The following is a 23,190-nucleotide window of genomic DNA, read 5'->3' on the forward strand; positions in this document are numbered from 1 at the left end:
AGATCAGGACTTGGTGGTTTTCTTGACGTCGTTGACAGTTTCGTCAGCCTTGGCGTCGATCGTACGGCCCGAATCCTTGGCTTCATCCTTAGCGTCTTCGTCGGACATGCCCTGCTTGAAGTTCTTGATGCCCTTGGCAACATCACCCATCAGCTCGGGAATCTTGCCGCGGCCAAACAGAAGAAGGACAACCGCCAGAACGATCAGCCAGTGCCAGATGGAAAAGCTACCCATTTCATTCCTCTCATTGCCGCGAATGCGCGGCATGTTCCTGCAATGCCAATTACGATTTAAGCGCTTTCAACAAATCTTTCAAACAGAAGTATGACGGTGAACGGCTTTGCTACAAATAAAATTGGCTCCAAAGACCGGGGTGAGACTATTCACCACGTGGGGCGAGCAAGCCGAGGCTTTCCAGATCTATGTCTTCGAGCGGCTCTTCATCTTCGGTCAGCTCATCCGGGTCTAAATTCGGCGCCGGAACTGCAAAACTTGATGGCATGCGTGCGGATAGAAGCCCTGCCCCACGCAGCTCTTCCAGTCCGGGCAAATCTCGGATTTCCGGAAGGCCGAAATGGTCAAGAAAAGACTCCGTTGTTCCGTAAGTGACCGGACGACCCGGTGTACGGCGGCGGCCGCGCAGCTTGATCCAGCCCGTCTCCATAAGGACGTCAAGTGTGCCCTTTGAGGTTTCGACACCGCGAATGTCTTCCAGCTCGGCGCGCGTGACCGGCTGGTGATAGGCAATGACGGCCAGCACTTCCATCGCGGCGCGAGACAGTTTGCGCTGCTGGACAGCTTCGCGGCTCATGAGAAAGGCGAGATCGGGCGCGGTGCGAAACGCCCATGCACCGCCAACCTGTACAAGATGCACACCGCGCGTTTCATATATTTTCTGCAAATGTTTCAAAACAGGCGCAACCTCCACATTGGCAGGCAGACGTTCCGCCAATGCGCGCTCGGAAACGGGTTCGGAAGATGCGAAAACGATGGCTTCCACAATACGTGCGAGTTCAGCGAGCCCCTGCGTCGAGACGGAAGCTTCTTCATCCATCAGATAATCATCGCTATCAATTTCAGCCAGATTTTGACGTTCCGCTTCAGACATCCTCGTCCTCATCCAATTCGCTGATATCTACCGTCGCCCTGATATAGATCGGCTCGAAAGGAGCGTTTTGCCTGACTTCCAGCTTACCTTCGCGCACCAGCTCGAGACTGGCGGCAAAGGAACTCGCAAGTGCCGAGGCCCTCTCGCGCGGTGAAAGCGCATAGTCGATCAAGAACCGGTCGAGAGAAACCCAGTCTCCAACCGTTCCCATCAAACGCACAAGCGCCACCCGTGCTTCTTTCAGCGACCAGACTGCCCGCCTGGCGATTTGCACCTGCGACACGGCCTGCCGCTGCCGCTGTGAAGCATAGGCGGTGAGAAGGTCGTACAATGTCGCGGAAAACTGGCTGGTCCTGTCCACCATGACCATTTCCGGCATGCCGCGCGCAAAGACATCCCGCCCCAGCCGATTGCGATTGACGAGCTTCGCCGCCGCATCGCGCATGGCTTCAAGCCTCTTCAAACGATAGTGCAGCGAAGCTGCCAATTCTTCGCCTGTTGCTCCGTCGTCACCCTGTTGCTTCGGAATCAGGAGCTTCGACTTGAGATAGGCGAGCCAGGCAGCCATGACGAGATAGTCGGCTGCAAGTTCAAGGCTCAACACGCGTGCCTTTTCCACGAATTCCAGATATTGCTCCGCGAGCGCCAGAACGGAGATACGGGCAAGATCAACGCGCTGGCTCCGTGCAAGATGGAGCAGCAGATCCAGAGGACCTTCAAATCCCTGAACATCGATGAGAAGAGACGGTTCGCTTTCGCTGCGCTCGGGATCACCTTGCCACAGCGCATCCATCGGCACGAGCGTGCCGTCTTTGCCGTCTGCGTCTGCTCCCGATGCCGCCAAACCCGTTTCCCTGCTGATAAGATCGTCGGCGGATCAGCCCGCCGACCGTCTCAGTTTACCAAGTTTTGACGATTACGCTATCAGTTCGAACATGGCGTTGAATTCTGCACGCAGTTCGTCCTCGTCGGAAAGATCGGGATCGCCTGCATAGACTTCGGCCAGATCGGCACGGCGCTTCGCCTTGCCCTCAAGAACCGGCACACGCGCTGCAACCTGCTTCAGTTCGTCCATTACGCCAGCGCAATAAAGAACCATATCGCAACCGGCACCGATGATGCCGTCTGCAATGTCGCCAAGTCCGCCCGAGAGCGCCTTCATGGAAATGTCGTCGCTCATGACGAGACCGTCGAACTGGATGACGTCGCGAATGATCGTGTTGATGACAGTCGGCGACAATGTCGATGGACGCTGCGGGTCGATGCAATCGAACACGACATGCGCCGTCATCGCCATCGGCAGATCGTTGAGCGCCTTGAATGGCACGAAATCATGCGCGACCAGTCCATTCAGTGGAACAGTTACGCGGGCCAATTCCTTGTGCGTGTCGGCAAACGCGCGGCCATGCCCTGGCATATGCTTGACTACGGGCAACAAACCACCAGCAAGCAAGCCCTCCGCAGCAGCTCGCCCCATTTCCGCAACCGCATGCGGGTTCTTGGAATATGCTCGCGCACCAATGACATCATGTGCACCTTCGACTGGCACGTCGAGGACCGGCAGGCAGTCTACATTGACGCCAACCTTCAGCAGATCGAATGCATGCAGGCGAGCATGAAGCCATGCAGCGCGCAGACCAGCTTCGCGATCACGCGCATAGATCGCACCGATTTCCGAGGCCGAAGGATAGTTTGGAACGAGCGGCGGGCGAAGGCGCTGTACGCGGCCACCTTCCTGGTCGATGAAAACAGGTGTCTGGTCCCTGCCCGTCAGGTCGCGCATATGCGCCGTCAGCTCCGAAACCTGTTCCAGACTTTCAACATTGCGCGCAAAAAGAATGAAGCCCCAGGGTCTTTCATCACGAAAGAACGCAATTTCATCCTGAGTAAGTTTCGTTCCCGACACACCTGCAATCCATGCCTTGCACTCTTTCATGCGCTCGTCCTTCAAATCGTCTGGAAATGCTGTACTCAAGTATCCCTGTTTCGGTTTAGCTGAAAAAATCAGGGCTAGTGGTCTGATTCCGACATTTGCATCCCTCGGATATGAGCGCTGAGCAAATGTCGGAATCAAAAAGACCACTAGTAACTTTATGAATCTAGTGGATTTTTCGAATTTGACGTTTGAAACATGATTTATATCGAACAGGTATCAAACGTCAAATTCAATCCACTAGATAGTGGACCATGAAAAAGGGCGACCGAAGCCGCCCTTTCAATATTCAGTGTCTGATAAATCACTGCGTCACGAAGCAGCTACCGCCCGCAGACTTGAGGCGTCCGCAAAGTGCGGATGCATCTTCCTTGGAACCGCCCTGAACGCGGACACGATAGTAGGTGCCCTTGCCCGGAATGTCGGCGCGCTTGATGTCGACGCTACGGCCACCGATCACGCTGCCATACTTCTGCGCCATATTGGCATAAGATTTCTGTGCCAGCTCGGCAGATGGCTGCGAAGCGATCTGGATGAAGTAACCGCCTGCCCCTGCTGCCGATGCAACCTGCGGCGCAGCCGTGGCAGCGGCTGAACTCGCTGCTGCAGGTGCCTGCGTACGCTGCGGAACATTGCCGACGATGTTGACTGGCTGTTCAGCAGGCCGTGACGGCACCACCGGAGCGCGGGCCGGAAGACGGGGAGCTTCCGCAGCAGGCTGAGGCTGTTGTGCCTGAGGAGCCGGTTCAGGTGCTTGCGCGACCGGTTCTGCAGGTGTGTTGCCAGCCGCCAGTGCGCCGATTTCATCACCGCCAGCAGGCGCGGCCGGCTGCGGGGTGTTTGCAGGAGGCAGTTGCGAAGCCGTTTCCTGCGGAGCAGGAGATGGGTGGACGATAGAGCCATCCGGACGAACAATCATGGTTTCCACTTCGCGCGGCTGAACCAACGGCGCATTGTGGTTCGTATTTTGATTCTCGACCGGAGCATTATTCGCCACTGGCTGTTCGTCCGGCGTATTGTCCGCCATGTTCTCGCTGTCATCCGTACCTGAAATGTCCACCGGCTCTTCACCGGAAGTAATCAGGGACTTTTGTTCCGGATTATTCGGCAGGGTACCAGCAACGCGATCATAAACTGCCTTGTCCTGGTTCGGCACCGTTGCGCCGCCCGGATTTTCCGGCTGCATCTTGATCGGCTGATTGTCAGCGCGAATCACAACTGGCTCGCCGGAACCGCTTCCTCCGATGAAATGATAGCCGATCCCGCCAAGAAGCACTGCCACGCCGGCTACACTGGCCAGGATAAGGCCACGGCGGCCACGGACGGGACGATTGCGATAGGCTTCGGCAGCACTGCCAAGATCATCTTCCGGCTGCATCGCAGCACGTTCACCGTAGTCGCCACCCTCAAAGGTCTGCGCACCCTGGGCCGCCCAATGGTTGTAGAAATCGTCTTCATTACCCAATGGGTTGGAGGCTTTTGGCTGCGCTGGTGCCTGTGGCGTTGCCAGCGAGCGACCATATACTCCCGCAGATGCGGCAGCACCAACGCCCATTGCAGCAGCGCCGACAGCGGCACCAAGGCTGGCACCGGAGTTTGGCAGATAGCTTGAAGCGCTTTCACGGAATATATCCTCAAAAGCCCTGTCAGCCTCGCTCTGCGCGTCGGATTTCGCTGAATCATCCGCACCGACCGTGTTGAAGACCTCCGCGAATTCCGCTTCAAGATCAGTCAGACCAGCATTGGGCTCTTCTTCGCCGTAGCTTACTTCAGGCAGATCGAGGGAATGCGTCTGCTCGACCTTCTCTTCGGCCACACTCAATGTTTCGACTTCGGGTGCCGGAGCACTGACGGCAGTCGTATGGGTACTTCCGAACTGCGAGAACGAAGCCGGTGATGATCGGTAATCATCGTCCGAACGCACCGCATGCGCGTAGGCAGCAGTTTCCTCTTCAGTTTCCGTGCTCAGATCGAGATCGTCTTCCGTAAAGAAATCATCTTCGCCGAAGGCATTCTCATCCTGAATTTTGGAAACATCGCCCGACGGTTCAAAACCAAAATCGTCTTCCGAAAGGCTGATCTCAGCCATTTCGGGAAGATCGTCCTCTGTTCCTTCGGCAGCAACTGCAGTGTCTTCAATGTCGAACGAAAAGTCGTCATCGAACGAGAAATCGTCATCATCGTCATGAGAGGACGCTAAGCCTGCAACAGGCGCATAATCAGCCTGCGGTGTTGTCGCGACCGTATCTTGTCCTGAAGCTTCCGAGGAGAAATTGCTCCGCGTGTAATACGGGTACCCCGCAGGAACCGTCTGGGGCGCGTAAGCTTCGACTGGCGCAACTGATGCGGCAGACTGAGGTCCATTGTCATAAGCCTGCTCATCGAGCTGCAAATCGTCGAAATGCAGGTCTGCCAGCTCAGGCTCATCCTGATAAACATGATTCCGCACCGACGCCGCATCATGCTGGACATTTGCCGCTGCTGCAGGCGCAACATGTGAGAAGTACGTCGCGTCGTGAGATACTGGCTGTGGCTCGTCTCCGAAAAGGAGATTCTCCAGCTCGTCCTCAAGCGAAACGGGTGCCGTGACAGCGGCATAGGATTGCTCAGCGGGTTCTACGGCCTGAACATTCCAATCGTGCTCGCGTGCAGGCTGGTAAGCCTCTTCATGCGGCTCTATGGCTGGCTGATAGATCGTCGGATCGTAGTCAGTTTGATCGATATGTACCGGCTCAACGGTTTCCCGGCGGCTGTAGATCGACGATGCAGCGTAACCCTCGTCGTTCGAATCGCGTGCAGCCGAATAATCGTTGTAATCGAATTGCGGTACAGGCTCGCTGCGGTCCGCCTCTTCGAACTCCAATGTTTCGAACGAAGGCGTTGCCAAAGCTGGCGCCTGCTCATCCTCGCTCATCTGAAGATCAAGTTCGTCTTCCAGAGCGGACGCAAGTTCTTCCTCATGTATCAGCGTTTCGCCCGCCGGGTAGGAATCATCGCGCGTGGGCGTTGCTTCGAACTGCGACTGGTCCGTAGGCTGAGAATAATCATTGAAGTCACCGAGCAGCTCGCGCTCCAGATCCAGCGCGGGATCGAAGCCGGGATCTGTCCGGTTATCCTCGAAGTGAGTGGGGCGGCGCTCATTCCAAGCGACGTTATCATCAGCAGGCGTGCCGAAGTCCATGATCCGTGACAATTCCATCAGCGGATCGTCTTCGTGCAACGGACGCTCGCCGTAATTACGGGGATTTGCACTGCTGTCCGTCATAACGTGTTCCTAACTCAAACCCTGGACGTCGCAAGACGTCTCCATACATTGCTTTTTAGCGAGGCAATGTGGGCAAAAGTTGACGGAAGTTTCCTGCGCCAGAAGGAAGACCAATGACTTGCGTTCATTATGGCCTCCCACCTGTTCGACTTGCCAACTTTTGCCTTCAATCAGTCTTTCGACCTGAACAGCTTCGTGACAGCCGAGTGGTCACCGAAAACATCTCGACCCGCATTTCGCGGTCCGCTCACTGCGGTGACCAATCTTCGAGTATAATCCGTCTCAAAGGCTCTCACCTTCAAACTATACTCTAGCGCATTTCCGTTGGAGCGTCCGCACCGATTATCGTCAATCCGGAACGCAGTACATCGGAAACAACCTGTACCAGCCCTAGCCTGGCTAGCGACAAGTCTGGATCGTTAACCTTAATAAAACGTAAGTCCGGGTTCTCTGTGCCTCTATTCCACTGCGAATGGAACGCGCTGGCGAGGTCATAAAGATAGAATGCAAGCCGATGCGGCTCCTGATGAACAGCCGCAGCCTCGATCAGACGCGGATATTCTGCAAGCTTGCGAACGAGTGCAATTTCGCTTTCATCGGTCAGCTTGTTGAAATGCGCAGCCATGCCGACTCGGTCCAGATCGGCAAGCCCAAGTTGATCGGCAGCCTGCCGGAAAACCGAGTGACAACGCGCCGAAGCATATTGCACGTAGAAGATCGGGTTGTCCTTCGACTGCTCGGTCACCTTGGCAAAATCGAAATCCAGCGGCGCGTCGTTCTTCCGGTAAAGCATCATGAAACGAACCGGGTCGCGGCCGACCTCATCCACGACCTCGCGCAGCGTTATGAACTCGCCCGACCGCTTCGACATGCGCACAGGTTCGCCATCACGGAACAGCTTGACGAGCTGGCAGAGCAGCACTGTCAACTTGGCCTTACCGTCGGAAACGGCTCTCGCGACCGCTTCCAGACGCTTGACATAGCCACCGTGGTCGGCGCCCAGCACATAGATCATCTCGTTGAAGCCACGGTCGTATTTGTCCTTGAAATACGCGACGTCGCCAGCAAAATAAGTGAAAGCGCCATCGGACTTCATCAGCGGACGGTCAATATCGTCGCCCACTTCCGTCGAACGGAACAATGTCTGCTCCCGGTCTTCCCAATCTTCCGGAAGCTGGCCCTTTGGAGGCGGAAGCTTGCCCTTATAAACATGGCCCTTGAGCGTCAGATCGTTGATTGCATTGCGAATCGCCCGTGCGTGATCCACATGCAGCTTCCGCTCGGAGAAGAACACATCATGATGCACATTGAGCGCATCGAGATCAGCACGGATCATCGCCATCATGGCGTCGATCGTGCGATCCTTTACGAGAGCGAGCGCTTCGGCTTCCGGTATTTCCAGAAGCTTCTTCCCGAATTCCTTGGCAAGCTCCTGCCCGACCGGAACGAGATAGTCGCCGGGGTAAAGACCAGCCGGAATCTCGCCGATATTCTCGCCTAGCGCTTCGCGATAACGCAGCATCGCGGAACGCGCCAGCACATCAATCTGCGCCCCGGCGTCGTTGATATAGTATTCCTTGACTACCTCGTAGCCTGAGAATTTCAGCAGATTAGCCAGAACATCGCCCACAACCGCACCGCGGCAATGGCCCACATGCATGGGACCGGTCGGGTTTGCCGAAACATACTCGACATTCACCTTCAATCCGGAACCAAGCTTGGAACGACCAAAATCAGTACCCTCATTCAGCATCGCCGAGAGTTCACGCTGCCAATAAGCGGCCTTGAGACGCAGATTGATGAAGCCCGGACCCGCAACATCGACAGTTTCGACATCTTCATCCGAGGCAAGAGCTTCAGCTATCCGAACCGCGAGTTCGCGCGGGTTTTCACCAACAGCCTTGGAGAGCACCATTGCAGCATTGGTTGCGATATCGCCATGGGAAGCATCTCGCGGTGGCTCGACACCGATGCGCGAAAGATCGAGTTCGCCACCGTCTTTCGGTTTCAGATCAATATCTTGCAACGTCTTTTTGATACGTGCGTCGAAATCTGCAAAGATATTCATGGTCTGTCCTGTCAGGCTTACGCCGGGCTTTTAGTCCTGCTTTTCCGGTGTCGGCTCGTTCCAATAAAGTGCGGGATCAGGTCAATTTACCGATAGATGCCGCTTCGTTTGGCCCCGATTAAGCTAAATCGGGTGTGTGGTCAAACAATCGTCGGTGTTCTCGCACGGCATAATTGTCAGTCATCCCGGCGAGATAATCAGCTATCCGCCGTGCTCGCGATGCTTCATCCAGCGTCTCGCAGCCTGATTGCCATTCTGGTGGCATGATCATTGGGTCGGCAAAACAGGCGTCAAAAAGGTCTTGAAGAATCTTGTCGGCGGCGTGCCTGCGCACCACGACGCTGTCGTGGAAATAGAGGTTCTTGAAGAGAAACCGCTTCAGCACTTTTTCGTCGGTGCGCATGGAATCAGAAAACGCCACCAGTGCATGCGACTGACCGTGCACATCTTCCACGCTGTGCGGCTTTGCCGCTGCCAGACGACGTTGGGCCTCTTCGATCACGTCTTCCACCATGATCGTGATCTGCCTGCGCACCAGTTCGTGTCCGGTTCGCACGGGATCAAGGTCGGGATAACGCGTCCGCACGAGATCGAGCAGGCGTTTCGTCAACGGCACCTCGTCAAGCGCATCAAGGCTCAAAAGCCCTGCCCGCAGACCGTCATCGATATCATGGGCGTTATATGCAATATCGTCGGCAATGGCCGCGCACTGCGCTTCCAGACTAGCGAACCGCGTGAGCTCCAGATCATAGCGTTCATTGAAATCGAGAATCGGCAATGGAACAACAACATCGGGATGCGTCGCAAATGCGCCCAACAAAGGCCCGTTGTGCTTGACCAGCCCCTCCAGCGTTTCCCACGAGAGATTAAGCCCGTCGAAATCTGCATATCGATGTTCGAGCTTGGTCACGATCCTGAGCGACTGCGCATTGTGATCGAAGCCACCGAATGGCTTCATACGCTCATTGAGCGCTTCCTCACCGGTATGGCCGAAGGGCGTGTGCCCGAAATCATGGACAAGCGCCACAGCTTCGGCAAGATCTTCATCGAGCCGTAATGCGCGCGCCAGAGCACGGGCAATCTGGGCGACCTCTATCGTATGCGTGAGCCGCGTTCGATAATGATCGCCCTCGTGCGCGATAAAAACCTGCGTCTTATGCTTCAGACGGCGGAAAGCCGTGGAATGGATGATGCGGTCCCTGTCGCGCTGGAATGGCGTGCGTGTCGGGCTCTCCGACTCAGGCACCAGACGGCCGCGACTCTGTGCAGGATCACAGGCATAGGGCGCGCGTTCGCGATAACCAAAGCCTATTCCTTCCAGCGACATTGCGATGCATCCTTCACTGTAATATGATTACGCCAAATTGGTGCGGACCCAGTACAGACATTGACTTCCGCAGTTCGCGTTCATAGCTATCAGCTAACCATGAAGGCAAGTATGCGGCTATCGGAAATCTGGAGAAATCACCCGGTTCATATTCGCAATTGCAAACGGAACAAAGCAGATGACAGGCATTACCGTTTCAGATTCCGCAGCAAAGCGGATCGCCAAGATTCTCGGATCGGAACCGGGAAAGACTGCCCTTCGCGTTTCTGTCGAAGGCGGCGGGTGTTCCGGTTTCTCCTATAAATACGACCTGGTCGATGAGCAGGCCGACGACGATATCATCATCGAGAAGCTTGGTGCCAAGGTTTTGATCGATTCCATCTCCGTTCCTTATCTGGACGGCTCGGAAATCGATTTCGTCGATGATCTGATGGGGCAATCGTTCCAGATCCGGAATCCGAACGCCACTTCGTCCTGCGGCTGCGGAACCAGCTTCGCTATCTGATTGGTGCGCAGAAGTACCAAATTCAAAACCGGCTGCCACACGGCGGCCGGTTTTTTTTAAAGGTTCGGGAGAATAACCAGCCTCAAACCTTTACCGAAGCAACCGTGGCTTCGATGTGATCCACCAAGGCATCCGGCAGGCCGAGACGACCGGCCAGCATATCCAGATACCCGCGCTCAGCCCGGTTATCGGGATCTATCGCAAGGCGCGAAGCGGTATAAAGTTCGACCTTCTGCTCTTCAGTCAGTGCAGCGGAAACCAGACCGTCGATATCGACGGGATCGGCGAGCTCTTTCTCAAGAAAGGCTTCCGCCTCATCGTCAAGACCGGAAATTTTCACTTTCTCCATGATGCGTGCACGCTCGGCATCGTCGATATGGCCGTCGGCTTTTGCAGCGGCAATCATCGCCTGCACGAGCGTCAGCGCAAAACTGTTGCTCATTGCCGGAGATTGCGGGTGGAACGGAGAATCGGCCGGGGGCGGCGGAAGAAGTTCAGGCTCCTTCGCGACCGGCTGTTCTGCCGTCTGCGGTGCCTGACCGGATTTGTAGTTCTTGTAGGCGAGATATCCCAATCCGGCGACTGCAGCGATCCCACCAACGGTCGCCACATTGCCAGCGAGCTTACGCCCGGTCTTCGTGCCGAGAATGGCGGCGGCAATGGCGCCCGTCGCAAGCGGGTTCTTCTTTGCCAGGTCTGTAACCTGCCCGGCCTTATCGCGGACGCTTCCCGACGTACCGGGTACTTGCGATCCCAGAAACTGTTCGAGAAGTTTCTTGGCGTCGAACATTCGAATATCTCCTGTTTGGCTCCTGTTCATGAGCAAATAGGAACGTAAAACGGCCAATACAAACAGTTCAGCATCAAAATATTCGCGAATATTGAAAATACTGGGGTTGAAAAGCTGTGACGCAAGATAGCGTCCTGCTTGCCCTCACCTCCCCGAGCGCATAATCATAGCGATATGAAAATCGCTACGTGGAACATTAACGGCGTCAAGGCCCGCATCGACAACCTCCAGCATTGGCTGAAGGAATCTTCGCCCGATATCGCCTGCCTGCAGGAAATCAAATCGGTCGACGATCAGTTTCCACGTCTGGAGATCGAGGCGCTCGGCTACCACGTGGAAACACACGGTCAAAAGGGCTTCAACGGCGTCGCACTTCTGTCCAAGAAATCGCCGGATGAGGTCAACCGTGGCCTTCCGGGTGATGATAGCGATGAGCAGGCGCGCTTCATCGAAGGCGTCTACTCCACGGACAAGGGCGTTGTCCGCGTCGTTTCGCTTTACCTGCCGAACGGCAATCCCGTGGACACGGAGAAGTTTCCCTACAAGCTTTCGTGGATGCAGCGGCTTGAACTATGGGCAAAAGACCGTCTTGCCTTTGAGGAGCCCCTTGTCCTTGCTGGCGACTATAACGTCATTCCTGAACCCGAGGACGCCAAAAACCCCGGCCAGTGGGTCGGTGACGCGCTCTTCCTGCCGCAATCACGCCAGGCATTCCGCAGACTTGAAAATCTGGGCTTTACCGAGGCTATCCGTGCGTCGACCGACGATAGTGGGATTTATTCGTTCTGGGATTACCAGGCTGGCGCCTGGCAGAAGAACAATGGCATCCGCATCGATCACCTGATGCTATCACCCGAGGCGGCCAATTGTTTCATATCGAGTGATGTGGAAAAGCACGTTCGTGCCTGGGAAAAGCCATCCGATCATGTACCGGTGACGATAACGCTTTCGGTCTGAGGCTAGTTCAAGACGAAGATCAGAAATCGCCTTTGGTGGCATAGTCACTGGAGAGTGCGATCGCATTACGACGATCTGCTTCACCGGCAATCGAGAATGCCTGTTCCTGCATATCGCGTATCCATGGGCAATCCTCGGTCGGGCAGCGTTCGAAAGCCGCCGTCATCATCGCGAGGCCGCGAACGGTCTTGCCTGCCTGAAACAACATATTGCCAAGCATGGCCTGTGCACCGGCATTACCCTTCTTGGCAGCAAGCTGGAACCACCGTGCGGCCTGCACGGAATTGCGTTCTCCGCCGTCGCCGTCGAGCAGCATCTTGCCAAGCTCGAACTGGGCTGCGGAATCACCGAAATTCGAGGCGGCCTGCACATAGAGATTGCGCGCCATGCCCGGATTTGCATTGACCGGCGAACCTGGAATGCCGCGCTTCACATAGCCCGCAAGCGCCACGAGAGCATCGGCCACATAGGAGTCGTTTTCCGATCCCGGCTCCGAGCCTTCGCGAACGATCTTTTCGAAAATCTTGTAGGCTTCGTAATCGTTTTCCGGCACGCCATCGCCATCGGCATACATGCGGGCCAGTTTCCACTTTGCGCCCTGATGGCCACGATCCGCAGCATAGCGCAACGCCTTGATCGCCTCGTCCTTGTGACCGTTCTTGTAGGCAGAGAAGCCGAACTTGAAGAGTTCGAACGGGCTTCTCGACTTTTCAGAATCGTCATTAAGGTCGAAAGCAAAGGCGCTGTTACAGGCAATGGCCAAGCCAAGAGCCATAGCAAGGGCGCTATATGAAAAACTGCGGATACGCATCACAACGCTGGTCTTTCACACTCAGTGGAGGAAACATTCATCACGGACAGAATGCACGCTGTTTTCGTCAAGACTGAGACCCGATCTTGACCGAAAAAAGCCTTACCATCATTGGAACGAAGAAAGGGCGAGCGAACAGGGTTCATCCTGTTCCCAATCCGTTTGCTGTGCAACAACGCGCCCTTCGTCATTCCTGCCTATCCTGTTGGAGTTTACCGGCTCCAGATTTTTTGATGGCTTCTGCCTTTCCATGATCGGTGACGCCTGTTTGTGGCGGGAAATGGGCAAAAAGTACCTTAGCTCTTTTTAGCCTAAAGCAACGGTAAAGACTGTTGCCAATTGACAACAAACTGAAGGTTGTTCTGAACAACAATCTGCTCGTGTTGACGTGAGCGATACGAGCTCGCAGTCTGACATAAAATCTAAGATGCCGGGGGAGTCGGGAAGCCACCTATGAGCAAATACCGTCGCCCTTATAGGCGCCCTTATCGCCCGGCCCGCAAAAGCAATGGCATAAGCTTTCGCAGCATCTTATTGACTATATTACTTTTTTCTTTTCTTGCCGTATTGATCGCTTATCTGCCAATCCAATCGGCTCCTAAAGAATCATTGAACGGACCCGTCTATGTGATTGACGGCGACACTCTGGTCCTCGGCAAGAAACATATACGCCTCAAGGGTATCGACGCGCCGGAGATGCAACAGCAATGCGCCCGCACAGGTCTCCCTTACGATTGCGGCAAGGAAGCTCGCAACATATTGCGGTCCAGAATCGGCAAGTCGTCGATTCGGTGTGAGAACGAAGGGCGAGATCAGTACAATCGCGATCTGGCGCGCTGCTATCTTGGAGAAACCGACCTCAACCGCTGGATGGTCGAGCAGGGCTGGGCCGTCTCCTACGGCGACTATCGGCGCGAGGAAAGAGACGCCCGCAGCAACCGACGCGGCATCTGGGCCGGACAGTTCGAGCAACCGTCTCTATGGCGCAAGGAACATCGCAATGAGGAAACTGCACAACAATCCGACCGCAAACCTCTGCTGGCTGTAATCGGCGATACCTTTACCTATATAAGAGACCGTATTCAGAACTTGATCGAAATGATCCTGCCCCGAAGCTGATAGTATTCATGGAAAAACTAGACGCGCTCAGTCGCTCAATCCGGGCCTGCCGTATCTGTCGCGACACACCTCAGTTTCTGCCGCCCTTGCCCCACGAGCCCAATCCCGTCTGCATTGTCTCGGATACAGCGAAAATTGCCATTTGCGGTCAAGCTCCCGGCATTCGCGTGCACAACACTTCCCTGCCGTTCAACGACCCGTCGGGAGACCGCCTGCGGCAATGGCTCGGCGTGTCACGCGAGGAGTTTTATGATCCGTCGCGTTTTGCCATCGTACCGATGGGTTTTTGCTTTCCCGGCTATGACAAGCATGGCGGCGATCTTCCGCCGCGCCGCGAATGCCGCCAGACCTGGCATGCCCGCGTTTTCGCCACGATGCCGCAGCTAGAATTCATTCTGGTCGTCGGACAATACGCGCTTGCCTATCACCTGCCCGACTATCGGGGACGCAATCTGACTGAAACCGTCAAGAACTGGCAGCATTTCATGGAGACACCCAATCCGGCAGGACGAATCGCACTGCCCTTGCCGCATCCATCCTGGCGCAACAGCGGCTGGCTCAAGCGAAATCCATGGTTCGACGCTGACGTTGTGCCTGTTCTTCAGGCAAAAGTCCGCCACCTGCTCGGCGACGATAAATAATTTTTACTCCTTTCGTTTTCATCAGAAAATTTTTCCTGTAACTTCGGTTCATTGCGAACCATAAGGTATGACGTTTCACCTATTCGCAAAGTTCGGGAAACGATTTCTAAAACCGGGAACGGAAACGCATGGACAGGCTCGACAGGAAAATACTGCGCTTATTGCAGGAAGACGCGACACTTGCGGTGGCAGACGTTGCCAAGAAAGTTGGCCTTTCCACGACGCCTTGCTGGCGCCGCATCCAGAAGCTCGAAGAAGACGGCGTCATCAAGCGCCGTGTCGCCATTCTTGACCCCATTCGCGTCAATGCGCGGGTAACGGTGTTCGTATCGGTGCGCACAAGCTCCCACAGCCACGAATGGTTGAAGCGCTTTTCCGAAGTGGTTCAGGAATTCCCTGAAGTCATCGAATTCTACCGCATGAGCGGTGATGTGGACTATCTGCTTCGCGTGGCTGTGCCGGACATCGGCGCCTATGATGCGTTCTATAAGCGGCTCATCAGCAAGATCGAAATTCGCGACGTGTCTTCTTCTTTTGCCATGGAGCAAATCAAGTACACCACCGAATTGCCACTCGATTACATGGTGCTCGACAAAGATAACAACTGACGCTTTCAAGCTGTTGATTTAAAAGAAAAGCCCGCTATAGAGCGGGCTTTTTTGATTGTGCTGACGACCGTCATTTCGAGCCGGATATTCCAGCCTGTTCGAAGGTGGCCATGCCGCTATGGCACAGCGCCGCCGCCTTGACGATACCGGCTGCGAGCGCTGCACCTGTTCCTTCACCAAGGCGCATTCCCATATCGAGAAGCGGTTGCTTGCCCATCTTCTCCAGAAGCTTGCGATGGCCGGGCTCGGCAGAAACATGGCCGAACAGGCAATGGTCTATGGCTTCCGGATTGGCGGCAAAAAGAACCGCTGCGGCAGCGCTTGCCACAAAGCCATCGACGATGACCGGAATTTTCTCCATGCGTGCTGCCAGAATTGCACCGGCCATGGCCGCAATTTCACGACCGCCGAGACGGCTCAACACTTCCAGCGGGTCCTGCAGATGTGCCTGATGGAAGGCAACAGCCTGGCGCACGGCCGCAAGCTTGCGCTCGAGCAATTCGCCCGTCGAGCCCGTGCCCGGCCCGACCCAGTCTTCCGCCGTGCCACCGAAGAGCGCCAGCGCGATTGCCGCTGCAATCGTGGTATTGCCGATACCCATTTCACCGATGCACAAAAGATCGGTTCCACCGGCAATCGCTTCCATGCCGAAGGCCATGGTCGCAGCGCATGTGCGCTCATCCATTGCTGGCTCTTCCGTAATGTCCCCAGTTGGGTGCTCCAGCGCCAGATCGAAAACCTTCAGCCCAAGATCGTTGGCGATACAGATCTGGTTGATTGCTGCGCCACCGGCGGCGAAATTCTCAACCATCTGTGCCGTCACGCTTGGCGGAAACGGGGTGATATTCTTGGCCGTAACGCCATGATTGCCGGCAAATACCGCGACCAGCGGGCGATTGATCTGCGGCGTGCGCTTGCCGGTCCATGCGGCAAGCCATGCCACGATCTCTTCCATGCGTCCGAGCGAACCGGCAGGCTTGGTCAGTGTGGCCTCACGCTCGCGAACAGCCCTTTCGGCTCCCAGATCGGGACCCGGCAGATTTCGGATCAATTCTCGGAAATCGTCAAAAGGCAGGCCGCTAGCGCTCATAGGTTCAGTCCAATCAATGATGGGAGGTGTAAATTCGTTGGGCTCGTCCTATAAGCACTGACGCGAATTTTCAAATCACCTCTTTGAGTTGAAGCAACATTGAGGCGAATTATCGCGGAATTTCGTTTTGAGAAACAAAGTGGAACAGTCACTTGCAGCGAAATAGTCTCATTGGCGATACAATACGGAGCCTGGGCTTTTTGAGCCGTCTGCCGCTTCCGCAGAGCTGGTTCGAGAATGGCGATGATTCGCTGCCCCGCAATGCCCGTGCATTTCCGCTCGCCGGAGCAGTTTTGGGCCTGCTGGCAGGCGCTGTGCTTTTCATGGCCTATAAAATGAACCTGCCGCCCCTTGCCTGCGCGCTGCTTGCAATTGGCGCCCTGGCGGCGATGACCGGCGCGCTCCATGAAGACGGCTTGGGCGATACCGCCGATGGTTTTTTCGGAGCTTCTTCGCCCGACCGCCGACTGGGCATCATGAAAGATTCCCGTATCGGGACTTTCGCCGCGCTGACGCTGATTGTCTTCGTCGGTTTGAAAGCGGCTCTCCTGATGGCGATCATCGACCGTGCGGGTGCAGGATATGCGGCAATTGCGCTGATAGGCTGCGAAGCGGCAAGCCGCGCTGGCATGCTGGCATTCTGGCACGCCCTGCCCTCTGCACGTCCCGGCGGGCTTTCCGACAGTGTTGGCCGACCGCAATGGGAAACCGTTGTGTGCGGTTTCGGGATCGGGCTGGTCTTTCTTGTCTTTACACTCATACCAGCGGGCGGATTTCTCTCGCTCATCAATGCGCTTGTGCTGGCGACAGTTCTGCTATTCGGCTTTGCCAGACTTTGCATGGCAAAAATCGGCGGACAGACCGGCGATACACTGGGCGCGGCGCAGCAGATCGGTTCGGTTGCCATCCTCGCCGGGCTTGTCATGGCGCTTTGATGCAACCACATTGCATCCATGGACACGACAAGCATCGAATCCCCGTGCATATTGGTTTGCACAATCGATACCGAAACCGGCTTCTGCCTCGGCTGTGCCCGGACGCTGGATGAGATCGCACGCTGGTCCAGCATGAGCGCTGACGAGCGATTGGCCATCTGGGCACTTCTCGCAGACAGGCACGAGATTATTGTAGAAAAGAGAATTGGCTGATGGGGCGCTTTTTCTGGCTCATTATTGCGGCGGTCGCGATTGTTGTCCTGCTGCTGATGTCCAACAATGACAGCGGCTCAACGCTTGGCATGGACAATGACGTGTTCGCCCGCGCAGCCTATCTCGGCATATGGGGTGTCGTGCTTGCTGCCGGTCTGCTCGGCTCCGGCATCAAGTTAACCGACTTTGCGCGTAACATGGCCATGTGGGCCGTGATTATTCTCGGCCTCGTTGCAGGCTACCAGTATCGTTATGAGCTACAGGACGTCGCGAGCCGGGTCACGGCTGGGCTGATCCCCGGAAGCCCTATTTCCGGTCGCAATGCCGATGGCACCCTGACCGTCACGCTTGCAAAGGCTGCGAATGGCCATTTCGAGGTCAACGGACGCGTGAATGGCGAACGCGTTCACTTTCTGGTCGACACCGGCGCGTCCTCGGTCGTCCTGTCCCAGCAGGATGCAGAGCGCGCAGGCATAGACACCGCCTCGCTCAACTATTCCGTTCCGATCATGACCGCCAATGGCACGGCAAGTGCAGCAGTCATCACCATTGCCACCTTGCAGATCGGCGATATTGAACGCCAGAATGTGCGAGCAATGGTGACCAAGGAAGGTCTGATGACCGGGAGCCTGCTCGGCATGAATTTTCTACAAACGCTCGGCGGATTCACTGTTCGCGGCGACCAGCTTATTCTTATAGATTAAGCAGCTTCTGCCGCCGCTTCTGTCACAACGGCATAAGCCTGACGCAGAACGTCACTCGTCGCGCCCAGCTTGGTGGCATCCGTCGAAAGGATCTGTCGCCAGCGCCGTGCACCCGGCTGCCCGGTAAAAAGCCCGACCATATGGCGGCTCACATGCGAAAGCCTGCCGCCTGACGCAATATGGCGATCAGTATAAGCGCACATTTCATCAATAATATCTGCTATCGAGGTATCAGCCTGTTCACCGCCATAAAGGCGCGCATCCACCTCCGCCAGAAGCTCCGGATTATGATAAGCGGCGCGACCGAGCATCACCGCATCGACCTTCCGCAAATGCGTTTCGGCTTCATCAAGCGTGTTGATCCCGCCGTTGATGCCGACGAAAACGTCGCCAAGCCGCTCCTTGAGGCGATAGACGCGATCATAGTCGAGCGGCGGAATCTCGCGGTTTTCCTTGGGCGACAGTCCTTTCAGCCACGCCTTGCGGGCGTGTACCCAAAGCGCATCCGCACCAGCGTCAAGTGTCAGATCGGCCAAAGTATCGAGCGCAGCTTCCACATCCTGATCGTCAACGCCAATACGGCATTTGACGGTAACGGGCACGGAAACGGCTTCCTTCATCGCTGAAACGCAACGCGCCACCACATCCGGGGTCTGCATGAGACAGGCTCCGAATGTACCGGACTGAACGCGATCCGACGGGCAACCGACATTGAGATTGATTTCATCATAGCCGTAATCGGCGCCGATCTTCGCGGCCTCTTTCAGCTTCACCGGATCGGAACCGCCGAGCTGCAGCGCCACAGGATATTCGGCAGCATCGAAACCCAGCAACCGGTCACGCGGGCCGTGGATGATAGCATCCGCAACAACCATTTCGGTGTAGAGCAATGCGTGCCTGGAAAAGAGCCTGTGAAAATACCGGCAATGTCTGTCCGACCAGTCGATCATAGGCGCAACGGCAAAGCGAACATCCGGATAGTTGCGTTTTTTTGATTTTATTTCAGTCATTTATACAACAATCCTGAGAATGCGATTCAATCGCAATCAGCGCCTTCAGTTTCCATTCGAGGTCGGAACTATCCCAAAAGCCACAATTGATCGAAATGATCAAGTTTCGCCACTCTTGCGGTCACCAGCGCCCAATATAGTGACCCAGGAAGAATTTTCATACCCGACACGAAAACTCTGGCCGCTCCAGAGAGTAGAATGCCCTGTCTTCTCCTCAGTTACGCACTATGATTGAGTACGCAAACATTCTCCCGATTCTCATCTGCGCAATTCAAGGAAATTCGGCGTGACCTCCTTTTCCCCTTTCGGCAAATCATTCGATGCGTTTCTTTTCGACATGGACGGCACGATATTGAGCTCCATCGAAGCGACCGAACGCGTGTGGAGTGAATGGGCGATACGCCACGGCATCGATCCGGTCACATTCCTGCCGACCATCCACGGTGTCCGGGCAGTCGAAACCGTCCGCCGCCTTGCTCTGCCGGGCGTGGACCCGATCCGCGAGGCGGAGATTTTGTTTCAGGCCGAAATGGCGGATTTAGACGGTATTGCACCTATCGACGGCGCATATGACTTCCTCAGTTCATTGCCGCAAGACCGTTGGGCAATCGTGACCTCGGCGCCGCTTGAACTTGCTACCCGTCGCGTCGCTGCCGCAGGACTTCCGATGCCGAAGACCATCGTTTCTGCCGAAGATGTAGAGCGCGGCAAACCGAGCCCTGAATGTTTCCAACTCGGCGCAAAGAGGCTTGGTTTCGATCCGCGCAACTGTCTTGTGTTCGAGGATGCGCCAGCCGGTATTGTTGCCGGGGAAACTGCGGGAGCGAACGTAGTCGTGGTGACCGCAACGCACCCGCACTCCCCGAAAACATCGCACCTCAGCATTGAAAGCTATCGCTATCTGCAGCTCGACATTCTGGATGATGGCAAGCTGGCTCTGGAACCGGCCACGCCAATCTCCGTGGGTTAAATAACCCGCCGCCCTTCCCGCCAGACGGTGCGGATGATCGGAACATGATCGGCGATCTGCACCCGAACCAGATCAGCTCGCTTGCCTGCGAGGATCTCGCCGCGATCCTCCAGCCCTACCGCCTGGGCAGGGTTGGCAGAAACCAGTCGAATAGCTTGAGGCAGCGAGATGTTCTCCGCGACATCTGCGAGAAAAAACGCCGATTGCATCATGCTGGCTGGGATATAGTCCGACGATATGATGTCGAGATTCCCGGATTCGGCCAGTTCGCGCGCGGAGACATTTCCAGAATGCGAACCACCGCGCACCACATTCGGCGCTCCCATGAGAACCGACATTCCGGAATCTTTTGAGGCCTTCGCCGCAGTGTGTGTCGTGGGAAATTCGGCAACGCGGATTCCCTGCGCCTTTGCTTCAGCGACATGCTCAGTCGTCGCGTCATCGTGGCTCGCCAGAATAACCCCGCGCTGGTGGCACAATTCGGCAATCGCCTTGCGCGTTGGAGCGGAATATTGCTGGGACTGCCCGATACGCCGCTCGCAATAGAGCCGGAACTCTTCTTCCGAGAATTTGAGCTTGCGGATGAAATAGGTTTTGTAGGTTTCGATATCCGTGAACTGGCGCTGCCCCGGCGCGTGATCCATCAGGGATACCAGCCTGACCAGCGCCTGATTACCGAACTGTTCAAAGGCCGGAAGACAGTCGGGCGCCGAAACCTCGCAGCGCAAATGCAAGAAATGGTCGGCCCGCAACCGGCCCGCATCGCGTCCCTCCGCAATTGCCGACGAAAGCTTGCGCATATCGTCGATACCCGTCTCGGCGTCATCATCAAAGCCTATGCGCAATGCGTCGAAAACGGTGGTGATCCCGGAGGCAGCAATCTGGGCGTCATGCGCCTGGACGGCAGCAATCGGGTTCCAGCGCACCTTCGGGCGCGGAGCATAATGCCCTTCGAGATGATCCGTGTGCAGTTCCACCAGTCCGGGCGTTAGGAAGTCGCCTTCCATGTCGTCGCCGATACTGGACGCACCGGTGGAAATATCGGTGATCTTGCCGTCTACGAGTTTCAGAGATCCGAGAACGACATCGTCGGAGAGTACGATGCGGGCATTGCGCAGAATTGTTTCATTTCCCATTGCCTACGGCCTCCCAACTGCTCGTGAGGCCCGAGCAGACGCCACCTTGCCACCGGTCAGAGGATGCAGCGAATGAATCTCGAAAGGAGCCCCTTTCTCAGGTTCTACGAACAAAGCGAGATTCGCAACCTCTACGGCGTCGTCCAGCAGCGGCGTGAAGAACTCATCTAGCGTCCGCTCCACGCGAGCGCGGTCTTTCTCTTCCACAGGGCCGGTCAAGGTCATGTGAAAGCGGAACTCCTCGAAAACATAAGGATAACCCCAGCGCTCGATGTTGTGCCGCTGTGTCTCGCTAAGACGCTCCGGCCGCCGCTTTGCAATTTCCGCCTCATTGAGCGGCGCGCGAAAGCGGTCGAAGGCAACGACAACATCATTTGCAAGCTGGTTCAACTCGGCAACAGGTTCTTCTGGTACAAGAGCAAAGAACGGTCCTATTGCGTGAAGTTTCAGACGAGGAATGGTAACAGGTGCCGCCGATGAGGCGAAATGCATCAATGCGGAAAGCAGATCATTTTCGGTCTGTTTTTCGTCCAGACGGAACGGAGCCTTCATTGTCGCATGAAAACCATAGCGGCGCGGCTCTTCGGTCAGCTTGGCGATTTCATCGGTTGCAAGCGAGCGAATCGCAGGCATCTTGACCGGCTCGCCACTGAACGCGCTTCGTCCGAGCCAGTTTGCGGCAACCTTCAAAAGCGCATCGTTGGATGGCGGCGTGAAATAAATCGCATAACGCATGTCAAATCCTTAGGCGAGGTTCGCTACACGACGTCAGCGGAACTCCAAGATATCAGGTAATGCATCGCGCTTCTGAAAAGCTATCCCGATTTTGAGGTCGATGCGGTCCGGCGGATGCTTACACAATGAATGTGGCAAGTCGATAAAGACCAGATGACAGTCATCACCAATTACCGACAAACCAATTTTACACGAGCGAAAATTAGTATAGGCGTTAGCCCCATTGGAAGTGAGGAGACTGACATGGGCGGATTTGCGTCTATCGGCGAATGCATGATTGAGCTTTCAGGTAATGAAGGCGATCAATGGCGCATGGGTTTTGCGGGCGATACGCTGAACACTGCGTGGTACATGCGGGCGCTGACGGACAAATCCTTTTCCGTCGAATATGTGACCGCTTTCGGCGAAGACAGCTTCTCCCAGAAGCAACGCGTGTTTCTGACATCGAACGGTATCGGCATTGCTCACAGCCCCGTTATCGACGGGCTTCACCCCGGCCTTTATGCAATCACCCTCAACGGTGCCGAGCGCTCCTTCACCTATTGGCGCAACGACGCCGCCGCCCGGCGTCTCGCCAGTGATCGCGCAGCGCTGGAAAAAAGCCTGAACGGTCGCGACATCATCTATTTTTCGGGCATTTCAATTGCCATTATCCTGCCGGAGCATCGCGACACGTTTTTCGACGTCTTGCGAGAATGCCGCGCCGCCGGTTCGCGAATCGCATTCGATCCGAATTTCCGTCACCAGCTCTGGCCCGACCGGAAAGTTGCGCAGAACATCATCAGCGAAGCGATGCGCATTGCGGATATTGCGCTGCCCACATTCCCCGATGAACAGGCGCTTTTTGGCGACAAGGACGCCGGCGCCTGCGCAGATCGCCTCGCCGCGCTTGGCGTGAAAGAGATCGTCGTGAAGGATGGCACGGAACCTGCACTGGTCGTCACGGGCAATGAAAGCGTATCGGTGCCGTCCGTTGTGGCACAAGCCGTGGACACCACCGGCGCTGGCGACAGCTTCAACGGCGCATATCTTGCCGCGCGATTGAAGGGGCTTGCTCCGGTGGAAGCAGCCCGGAAAGCCCATCTGGTGGCTGCACGTGTCGTTGAGATACGCGGCGCGCTCGCTCCGATGGAAACCGCACGCGCCGCCTTTTCCGACTAAAGCGTGTCGCGCTTTATCATATTCAAACGACACGCTTTAAGCTTTTGTTTTTACGCATGTCTTTATCCCAAAACCGGTTCCCACTTTTGGGAGACATGCTCTAA

Annotated in this window: 23 protein-coding genes; 10 read left to right on the forward strand and 13 right to left on the reverse strand. The window is 55.9% G+C overall.

The annotated features are described in order from the left end of the window. Positions 1–3: 3 nt before the first annotated feature. The 7 genes from FIB18_RS04485 to FIB18_RS04515 form a co-directional block, all read right to left on the reverse strand. On the reverse strand, positions 4–234 hold the full coding sequence (locus tag FIB18_RS04485) for a twin-arginine translocase TatA/TatE family subunit (protein WP_140019623.1): 231 nt from the start codon (positions 232–234) through the stop codon (positions 4–6). A gap of 145 nt (positions 235–379) precedes the next feature. Continuing rightward, positions 380–1,108, reverse strand: coding sequence for an SMC-Scp complex subunit ScpB (gene scpB, locus FIB18_RS04490; RefSeq protein WP_140019624.1), 729 nt, complete (start codon positions 1,106–1,108; stop codon positions 380–382). Further along, positions 1,101–1,952 carry a segregation and condensation protein A gene (locus FIB18_RS04495; RefSeq protein WP_140019625.1) on the reverse strand — a complete coding sequence of 284 codons (852 nt, stop codon included), beginning with the start codon at positions 1,950–1,952 and terminating at the stop codon, positions 1,101–1,103. Before FIB18_RS04495 ends, scpB begins: the two co-directional genes overlap by 8 nt. A 72-nt stretch (positions 1,953–2,024) precedes the next feature. Further along, positions 2,025–3,044 carry a beta-N-acetylhexosaminidase gene (nagZ, locus tag FIB18_RS04500; RefSeq protein ID WP_140019938.1) on the reverse strand — a complete coding sequence of 340 codons (1,020 nt, stop codon included), beginning with the start codon at positions 3,042–3,044 and terminating at the stop codon, positions 2,025–2,027. Between the two features lie 301 nt (positions 3,045–3,345). Next, positions 3,346–6,306, reverse strand: a complete 2,961-nt coding sequence (locus tag FIB18_RS04505; RefSeq protein ID WP_140019626.1) for an SPOR domain-containing protein — start codon at positions 6,304–6,306, stop codon at positions 3,346–3,348. A gap of 310 nt (positions 6,307–6,616) precedes the next feature. After that, the gene (gene argS / locus FIB18_RS04510) at positions 6,617–8,374 is read right to left on the reverse strand and encodes an arginine--tRNA ligase (protein ID WP_140019627.1); all 1,758 of its coding nucleotides are present in this window, start codon (positions 8,372–8,374) and stop codon (positions 6,617–6,619) included. 118 nt (positions 8,375–8,492) lie between these two features. Next, complete coding sequence (locus FIB18_RS04515) at positions 8,493–9,701, reverse strand: deoxyguanosinetriphosphate triphosphohydrolase (protein WP_140019628.1); 1,209 nt, start codon at positions 9,699–9,701, stop codon at positions 8,493–8,495. A 178-nt stretch (positions 9,702–9,879) separates the two neighbouring features. On the opposite strand from FIB18_RS04515, the gene erpA reads away from it, so the two are divergent. Beyond that, positions 9,880–10,206 (forward strand): iron-sulfur cluster insertion protein ErpA, encoded by a 327-nt coding sequence (gene erpA, locus FIB18_RS04520; RefSeq protein ID WP_140019629.1) that lies wholly within the window; start codon positions 9,880–9,882, stop codon positions 10,204–10,206. Between the two features lie 82 nt (positions 10,207–10,288). Here erpA and FIB18_RS04525 read toward each other — a convergent pair whose 3' ends face one another. Further along, complete coding sequence (locus tag FIB18_RS04525) at positions 10,289–10,996, reverse strand: tellurite resistance TerB family protein (protein WP_140019630.1); 708 nt, start codon at positions 10,994–10,996, stop codon at positions 10,289–10,291. A 174-nt stretch (positions 10,997–11,170) separates the two neighbouring features. Here FIB18_RS04525 and xth point away from each other — a divergent pair, with 174 nt between their 5' ends. Continuing rightward, positions 11,171–11,953, forward strand: coding sequence for an exodeoxyribonuclease III (xth, locus tag FIB18_RS04530; RefSeq protein WP_140019631.1), 783 nt, complete (start codon positions 11,171–11,173; stop codon positions 11,951–11,953). A 19-nt stretch (positions 11,954–11,972) separates the two neighbouring features. On the opposite strand, the gene FIB18_RS04535 is transcribed toward xth, so the two are convergent. Further along, positions 11,973–12,764, reverse strand: a complete 792-nt coding sequence (locus FIB18_RS04535) for a tetratricopeptide repeat protein (RefSeq protein WP_061346430.1) — start codon at positions 12,762–12,764, stop codon at positions 11,973–11,975. Positions 12,765–13,217: 453 nt separating this feature from the next. Between FIB18_RS04535 and FIB18_RS04540 the strand changes: the two genes are divergently transcribed. The 3 genes from FIB18_RS04540 to FIB18_RS04550 all read left to right on the forward strand — a co-directional run bounded on the left by FIB18_RS04540 (position 13,218) and on the right by FIB18_RS04550 (position 15,132). Beyond that, on the forward strand, positions 13,218–13,883 hold the full coding sequence (locus FIB18_RS04540; RefSeq protein WP_140019632.1) for a thermonuclease family protein: 666 nt from the start codon (positions 13,218–13,220) through the stop codon (positions 13,881–13,883). Next, positions 13,883–14,524, forward strand: coding sequence for a uracil-DNA glycosylase family protein (locus FIB18_RS04545; protein ID WP_140019633.1), 642 nt, complete (start codon positions 13,883–13,885; stop codon positions 14,522–14,524). Before FIB18_RS04540 ends, FIB18_RS04545 begins: the two co-directional genes overlap by 1 nt. A gap of 128 nt (positions 14,525–14,652) precedes the next feature. Further along, complete coding sequence (locus tag FIB18_RS04550) at positions 14,653–15,132, forward strand: Lrp/AsnC family transcriptional regulator (protein WP_010661230.1); 480 nt, start codon at positions 14,653–14,655, stop codon at positions 15,130–15,132. Positions 15,133–15,202: 70 nt separating this feature from the next. Here the strand turns inward: FIB18_RS04550 and cobT are convergent, their stop codons facing one another. Continuing rightward, positions 15,203–16,222 (reverse strand): nicotinate-nucleotide--dimethylbenzimidazole phosphoribosyltransferase, encoded by a 1,020-nt coding sequence (cobT, locus tag FIB18_RS04555; RefSeq protein WP_140019634.1) that lies wholly within the window; start codon positions 16,220–16,222, stop codon positions 15,203–15,205. Positions 16,223–16,374: 152 nt separating this feature from the next. Here cobT and FIB18_RS04560 point away from each other — a divergent pair, with 152 nt between their 5' ends. Genes FIB18_RS04560 through FIB18_RS04570 form a run of 3 tightly spaced genes read left to right on the forward strand, consistent with a single transcriptional unit; the run spans position 16,375 to position 18,074 of the window. Further along, positions 16,375–17,157 carry an adenosylcobinamide-GDP ribazoletransferase gene (locus FIB18_RS04560; protein WP_140019635.1) on the forward strand — a complete coding sequence of 261 codons (783 nt, stop codon included), beginning with the start codon at positions 16,375–16,377 and terminating at the stop codon, positions 17,155–17,157. 18 nt (positions 17,158–17,175) lie between these two features. Next, entirely contained in the window at positions 17,176–17,370 is a 195-nt protein-coding gene (locus FIB18_RS04565; protein ID WP_140019636.1) for a DUF1289 domain-containing protein, read from the forward strand. Further along, positions 17,370–18,074 (forward strand): TIGR02281 family clan AA aspartic protease, encoded by a 705-nt coding sequence (locus FIB18_RS04570; RefSeq protein WP_140019637.1) that lies wholly within the window; start codon positions 17,370–17,372, stop codon positions 18,072–18,074. Before FIB18_RS04565 ends, FIB18_RS04570 begins: the two co-directional genes overlap by 1 nt. Here FIB18_RS04570 and dusA read toward each other — a convergent pair. After that, positions 18,071–19,084 (reverse strand): tRNA dihydrouridine(20/20a) synthase DusA, encoded by a 1,014-nt coding sequence (gene dusA / locus FIB18_RS04575; protein ID WP_140019638.1) that lies wholly within the window; start codon positions 19,082–19,084, stop codon positions 18,071–18,073. The two genes, FIB18_RS04570 and dusA, sit on opposite strands and share 4 nt — an antisense overlap. Before the next feature lie 286 nt (positions 19,085–19,370). Here dusA and FIB18_RS04580 point away from each other — a divergent pair, with 286 nt between their 5' ends. Beyond that, positions 19,371–20,054, forward strand: coding sequence for an HAD family hydrolase (locus FIB18_RS04580; protein ID WP_140019639.1), 684 nt, complete (start codon positions 19,371–19,373; stop codon positions 20,052–20,054). Here FIB18_RS04580 and FIB18_RS04585 read toward each other — a convergent pair. Then, positions 20,051–21,190, reverse strand: a complete 1,140-nt coding sequence (locus tag FIB18_RS04585) for an alpha-D-ribose 1-methylphosphonate 5-triphosphate diphosphatase (protein WP_140019640.1) — start codon at positions 21,188–21,190, stop codon at positions 20,051–20,053. The genes FIB18_RS04580 and FIB18_RS04585 overlap by 4 nt on opposite strands. 3 nt (positions 21,191–21,193) lie before the next feature. After that, positions 21,194–21,925 carry a DUF1045 domain-containing protein gene (locus FIB18_RS04590; protein WP_140019641.1) on the reverse strand — a complete coding sequence of 244 codons (732 nt, stop codon included), beginning with the start codon at positions 21,923–21,925 and terminating at the stop codon, positions 21,194–21,196. Between the two features lie 243 nt (positions 21,926–22,168). Between FIB18_RS04590 and FIB18_RS04595 the strand changes: the two genes are divergently transcribed. Further along, a complete protein-coding gene (locus tag FIB18_RS04595; RefSeq protein WP_140019642.1) occupies positions 22,169–23,086 on the forward strand; it encodes a sugar kinase in 918 nt (305 codons plus the stop codon). The last annotated feature ends 104 nt before the right edge of the window (positions 23,087–23,190 follow it).

The organism is Brucella pecoris, assembly GCF_006376675.1.
GTDB lineage: Bacteria > Pseudomonadota > Alphaproteobacteria > Rhizobiales > Rhizobiaceae > Brucella > Brucella pecoris.

Excerpts from the sequence above, each read along its gene's own strand:
- FIB18_RS04485 (WP_140019623.1), bottom strand. The coding sequence starts at position 234 with ATGGGTAGCTTTTCCATCTGGCACTGGCTGATCGTTCTGGCGGTTGTC.
- scpB (WP_140019624.1), bottom strand. The coding sequence starts at position 1,108 with ATGTCTGAAGCGGAACGTCAAAATCTGGCTGAAATTGATAGCGATGAT.
- nagZ (WP_140019938.1), bottom strand. The coding sequence starts at position 3,044 with ATGAAAGAGTGCAAGGCATGGATTGCAGGTGTGTCGGGAACGAAACTT.
- FIB18_RS04505 (WP_140019626.1), bottom strand. The coding sequence starts at position 6,306 with ATGACGGACAGCAGTGCAAATCCCCGTAATTACGGCGAGCGTCCGTTG.
- argS (WP_140019627.1), bottom strand. The coding sequence starts at position 8,374 with ATGAATATCTTTGCAGATTTCGACGCACGTATCAAAAAGACGTTGCAA.
- FIB18_RS04515 (WP_140019628.1), bottom strand. The coding sequence starts at position 9,701 with ATGTCGCTGGAAGGAATAGGCTTTGGTTATCGCGAACGCGCGCCCTAT.
- erpA (WP_140019629.1), top strand. The coding sequence starts at position 9,880 with ATGACAGGCATTACCGTTTCAGATTCCGCAGCAAAGCGGATCGCCAAG.
- FIB18_RS04525 (WP_140019630.1), bottom strand. The coding sequence starts at position 10,996 with ATGTTCGACGCCAAGAAACTTCTCGAACAGTTTCTGGGATCGCAAGTA.
- xth (WP_140019631.1), top strand. The coding sequence starts at position 11,171 with ATGAAAATCGCTACGTGGAACATTAACGGCGTCAAGGCCCGCATCGAC.
- FIB18_RS04535 (WP_061346430.1), bottom strand. The coding sequence starts at position 12,764 with ATGCGTATCCGCAGTTTTTCATATAGCGCCCTTGCTATGGCTCTTGGC.
- FIB18_RS04540 (WP_140019632.1), top strand. The coding sequence starts at position 13,218 with ATGAGCAAATACCGTCGCCCTTATAGGCGCCCTTATCGCCCGGCCCGC.
- FIB18_RS04550 (WP_010661230.1), top strand. The coding sequence starts at position 14,653 with ATGGACAGGCTCGACAGGAAAATACTGCGCTTATTGCAGGAAGACGCG.
- cobT (WP_140019634.1), bottom strand. The coding sequence starts at position 16,222 with ATGAGCGCTAGCGGCCTGCCTTTTGACGATTTCCGAGAATTGATCCGA.
- FIB18_RS04565 (WP_140019636.1), top strand. The coding sequence starts at position 17,176 with ATGGACACGACAAGCATCGAATCCCCGTGCATATTGGTTTGCACAATC.
- FIB18_RS04570 (WP_140019637.1), top strand. The coding sequence starts at position 17,370 with ATGGGGCGCTTTTTCTGGCTCATTATTGCGGCGGTCGCGATTGTTGTC.
- dusA (WP_140019638.1), bottom strand. The coding sequence starts at position 19,084 with ATGACTGAAATAAAATCAAAAAAACGCAACTATCCGGATGTTCGCTTT.
- FIB18_RS04585 (WP_140019640.1), bottom strand. The coding sequence starts at position 21,190 with ATGGGAAATGAAACAATTCTGCGCAATGCCCGCATCGTACTCTCCGAC.
- FIB18_RS04590 (WP_140019641.1), bottom strand. The coding sequence starts at position 21,925 with ATGCGTTATGCGATTTATTTCACGCCGCCATCCAACGATGCGCTTTTG.
- FIB18_RS04595 (WP_140019642.1), top strand. The coding sequence starts at position 22,169 with ATGGGCGGATTTGCGTCTATCGGCGAATGCATGATTGAGCTTTCAGGT.